Origin of the sequence: Aeromonas sp. HMWF015 (genome assembly GCF_963878965.1) — a bacterium.
Lineage (GTDB): Bacteria > Pseudomonadota > Gammaproteobacteria > Enterobacterales > Aeromonadaceae > Aeromonas > Aeromonas veronii.
The window spans coordinates 1-3,990 of record NZ_CAWNZT010000102.1 but is presented as its reverse complement, the minus strand read 5'-3'; the positions used below and the strand labels follow the sequence as shown (position 1 = coordinate 3,990).

Below are 3,990 nucleotides of genomic sequence, written 5' to 3'. Positions count from 1 at the left end.
ACATCGATGAAGACCCGTTTCTCCAGCGAGCAACTGCGCTCTCCTCGTCGTCAGTTATAGCTTGCCCGCCACCTTCAACTCATCGAAATATTTCGCCGCGCCCGGATGCTGCTCAATACTCAGCACCGGGCCGGTTTTATTGCGTGCCCGGTGAAACATATTGGCGTAGCCATAAGTCTGCTCATTGAACTTGGTCTGCTGGGTCAGCATGGCCTTGGTCAGACGATAGACAGACTCTTCCGGCATGTTTGCATTGGTGACCAGGGTGGCGGCAATGGCAAAGGTGGGGGTCGCCTTCAGATTGCCGGGGTAGATGCGGGCGGGCACCTGACTGCGTTGGTAATATTTGACCCCTTTGAGTAGCTGATCCCGGGTGGCCCCATCGATGGGGAGGAAACTGACCGCGCAACGTTTGGCGGTGTCGAGCACAATCCGGTTGGGATGCCCCATCACCAATGCAAATGCGTCGATCTGCTTGCTGCAGAGCGCATCCGGCAGGTTGGCCATGCTTTTCAGATCGAGATCCTGCTCTTTCGCTCCCAGGATGTTGAACAGGGTCAGCGCCGTCTGGCGTGTTCCCGAGTTCTTCAACCCCATGTCGATGGGGGCGAGCTTGAGCTGTTCCAGTGAAGTGATATCGCCATCGGCACGGATCACTATGGTGAAGGGCTCGGCATGGGTGGCAAACAGGGCGCGCAGCTCAGGTTGCGGCTGGGTGGTAAAAGGGCCCAAGCCCTGGCTTGCCTGATACAGCCAGTCTGACTGCACCATGGCGTAGGCGGTCTCGCCACTCTTCAGTCGCGTCAGGTTTTCTATTGAACCCGATGAGCTCTTCAGTGTGCACGTAAGTTGCTCGTCGACCTCATGAGCCAGACGGCAAAACTCTTTGCTTATCTGGTGATAAATCCCCTGCTCACCCCCGGTGGTGATAGTGACGGTTTCAGCCATCAGGGCGGGTTGCCACAGCAGGGGTAACAGCATGGCGAGCTTCTTCATGATTGCGCCTCCTTGGCATAACCATCGATACCCCAGGTCCGCAGTTTGTCGATGTCGCGACACTCTCCCGATTCTGCCAGCAGGGTATAACCGGCGGCATGCATGGTTTGGGAGAGTAGATTCCAGTAGAGCGGCGCATCGGTCAGCTGACAGCTGATAAAGATGGGATTGAGCGGGTCAAGTTGATTGAAGGTATCCGCATTGAGGGGAATGGCGCTGAAGGCGAGTTCACACCCCTGTTCCTGCAACGCAGCCAAGGTAGACTGGCCGTGGGCGGGAAAGGTGGCTACATCCCAGCGCCAATCCAGTGTTTTTCCTCGCCCCTGGCTTAGCAGAGGGGCGATCTCGGACCATTGCGGGTGATTGAGCAGGGAGAGGGGCAGCAAGACCCCTTCTATATGAGAGTGCTGCCACTGTTGCAGGGCGCTCTGGATGGTTGCGAGATCGCTGTCGGCACCGAGGGGCTGACTGGGCAAGAAACGCTGATAGAGCGCGATCTCCCCTTGTGTGGAGACAAATTTTTGCAGTTGCCCGCCTTCCGGCAGTGGGCTCACTCCTTGCAGCGGCTGTGGGGTCGTCAGTGGCAGCAGTTTTCCCAGCTGGGTGATTTTGAGTCGTTGTTGCAGCAGATCCCGTTTGCGTTCGGAAACCAATTGGTTGATGGAAAGTGCCACTTCTTTGAGGTCTTGCAACCAGGGAGTGGGCAGGGTGCTGTTGAACTGGTGTTTGCGGATACGGATCAGCTGCAGGTTGATCTGCTCCAGGGGCTGCAGCAGGCGTTTGCACACCAGGGAGATGATCAGGGTAAATACGACGAGGCCCGCCAGCAGCGCCAGACCGGTGCGACTGATGGCATTCCACAGATGCTGATAGGCGTAGCCGCTATGCCCCTCAAGGGTCAGAGTGCCCAGCATGCGCCAGCCATCGGTCAACTCTTGCTCAATCTTGACGGGGGGCATGCCGATAACCGAGGGAAGCCAGCCGGGGACATTTTGCTGGGTAGAGTGGAAGACCTTCTGAAACAGCAACTGGCCATCGGGATCGATCAGGGTGACCGAGCTGACGAAGCCGCCGTCGAACATGGCATTGACGATGGTCTCGGCCAGTACATTGTCGTCATTGAGCAGGGTTCCTTGCAGCACCAGCCCGAGAGCGGTGATAGCGGTTTCCAGGTTGGCTGACATCTGGTCGAGGATGGATTGGCGGACCGTCGTGACTTCCAGTGCAAACAGCAGCGCTGCACCGATCAGGAACAGGACGACAATTATTCTGATTAACAGTTTTGCTAACGACATGTCCACTCCATGGAAAAGTTATCGCAACATCTTGGGTTTCTATTCAGAATCGAATCCGACCCGGTTCTTAAAAATAGGAAAAAATGGTTAAAAAAGACGATCATTTCTGCCCATCCGGGCGGGTTATGCATAAAATGTGAGGTTCATGCAGATTGTGATGAACTATTTGTAACTATTTGTGTCCAACAAACAGTTTTATACGGTTTTGTCACAACTGACATCGCAACTCACACTCTTTAGATCTAAATACAGGATAGCGGATGAAACGTCTCCGTCCCTTGGTAGTACAGGCTGCCAATTGGGAACCACCGGTTCCCCGCAAACACTTTTACGCCATGCTGATGCTGACGGCTATGACCCTGTCAGCAGTGGCATTATTGCCAGCTCCGGGTGACATCCTTGAGCGGCCGCTGCGTCTTGAGTTGCCCATTGATACCGCAGGTACGGCAACCAACGAAAACAACACCGACTTTAACGAAATCCCCGATCACGAACTGGTTGATCAGAGTGCGTCGGATGACGACATCCCGGTTGACACCACCCCCCAGTGGCAGGATTACCGGGTCCGCAACGGCGAAAACCTGACCGCCATTTTTAACAATCTCGGTCTCTCCACCACCACCCTCTACAAGGTGCTGGACGCCGATAACAAGAATTATCTGGCGCGCCTCAAGCCGGGCCAGAATATCGAGCTGCTGATCGATCAGGACAACATCCTGCAGCAACTCAAAATCCGCCTGAACATCAAGCAGACGCTGGTGATGGCACGCAGCGATGATGCCTATACCGCCTCCATGATCAATGAGAAGGTCGAGTGGCAACCGCAGCGTTACAACGGCGTGATCAACGGCAGCTTCTATGTCAGTGCCCGCAATGCGGGGATTCCGGCCAACCATATCCAGAAAATTGCCAACCTGTTCCAGTGGCGAATGAATTTCGCCAAGGATCTGCAGAAGGGCGACAAGTTCAAAGTGCTGGTACGCCAGGAGACGGTGGAAGGCAAGAGCACTGGCAACAGCCAGCTGCTGGGTGTGGAAGTGACCAGCCAGGGCAAGACGGTGTCGGCCTGGCTCTCCGATGACGGCAACTATTACGACGGTCAGGGCAACAGTCTGGAGCGCGGATTCCGCCGCTACCCGACCCACAGCCGCTATCGGATCAGCTCCAATTTCAACCCGGCGCGCAAACATCCGGTAACCGGTATGGTGCGTCCTCACGAGGGCACCGACTTTGCGGTGCCGGTGGGCACGCCAGTGCTGGCGACCGGTGATGGTATCGTCCAGAAGGCAACCAGCCACCCGCTGGCGGGTACCTATATCGTCATCAAGCATGGCCGTACTCTCTCTACCCGTTATCTGCACCTGAGCAAGCTGCTGGTCAAAACCGGTCAGCGAGTGAAGATGGGCGACAAGATCGGCCTCTCCGGCAACACTGGTCGCTCGACCGGTGCTCACCTGCACTACGAGCTGCGGATCAACAACCGCCCGGTCAATGCCATGACAGCCAAGCTGCCGATGGCTGAACCGCTCAGCGGCAAGGAGCGTCGTCAGTTCCTTGCCAAGGTGAAGAGCTACCGCAAGGAGCTGGCTGCGGGTTGATTCCTGTCGTCACAGCCTGAAATGAAAGGCCCCGCCAGATTGGCGTAATGCCAGTCAGTTAAGCCTGACTGGCATTGTTTTTATTGGCTTTTTGCACTGCA

Annotated in this window: 3 protein-coding genes; 1 reads left to right on the top strand and 2 read right to left on the bottom strand. The window is 56.0% G+C overall.

Annotation, left to right across the window (positions count from 1 at the left end; genetic code table 11):
* Nucleotides 1–54: 54 nt before the first annotated feature.
* Nucleotides 55–996, bottom strand: a complete 942-nt coding sequence (locus AACS18_RS05025; protein WP_108612064.1) for a TAXI family TRAP transporter solute-binding subunit — start codon at nucleotides 994–996, stop codon at nucleotides 55–57.
* Complete coding sequence (locus tag AACS18_RS05020; protein ID WP_108612063.1) at nucleotides 993–2,291, bottom strand: LapD/MoxY N-terminal periplasmic domain-containing protein; 1,299 nt, start codon at nucleotides 2,289–2,291, stop codon at nucleotides 993–995. The genes AACS18_RS05025 and AACS18_RS05020 overlap by 4 nt, the downstream gene beginning before the upstream one ends.
* 260 nt (nucleotides 2,292–2,551) lie before the next feature.
* On the opposite strand from AACS18_RS05020, the gene mepM reads away from it, so the two are divergent.
* On the top strand, nucleotides 2,552–3,889 hold the full coding sequence (gene mepM, locus AACS18_RS05015) for a murein DD-endopeptidase MepM (protein ID WP_108612062.1): 1,338 nt from the start codon (nucleotides 2,552–2,554) through the stop codon (nucleotides 3,887–3,889).
* Nucleotides 3,890–3,990 lie beyond the last annotated feature (101 nt).

What these genes read in the sequence shown, in the direction of transcription:
- mepM (WP_108612062.1), top strand. Translation starts at nt 2,552, where the DNA reads ATGAAACGTCTCCGTCCCTTGGTAGTACAGGCTGCCAATTGGGAACCA.
- AACS18_RS05020 (WP_108612063.1), bottom strand. Translation starts at nt 2,291, where the DNA reads ATGTCGTTAGCAAAACTGTTAATCAGAATAATTGTCGTCCTGTTCCTG.
- AACS18_RS05025 (WP_108612064.1), bottom strand. Translation starts at nt 996, where the DNA reads ATGAAGAAGCTCGCCATGCTGTTACCCCTGCTGTGGCAACCCGCCCTG.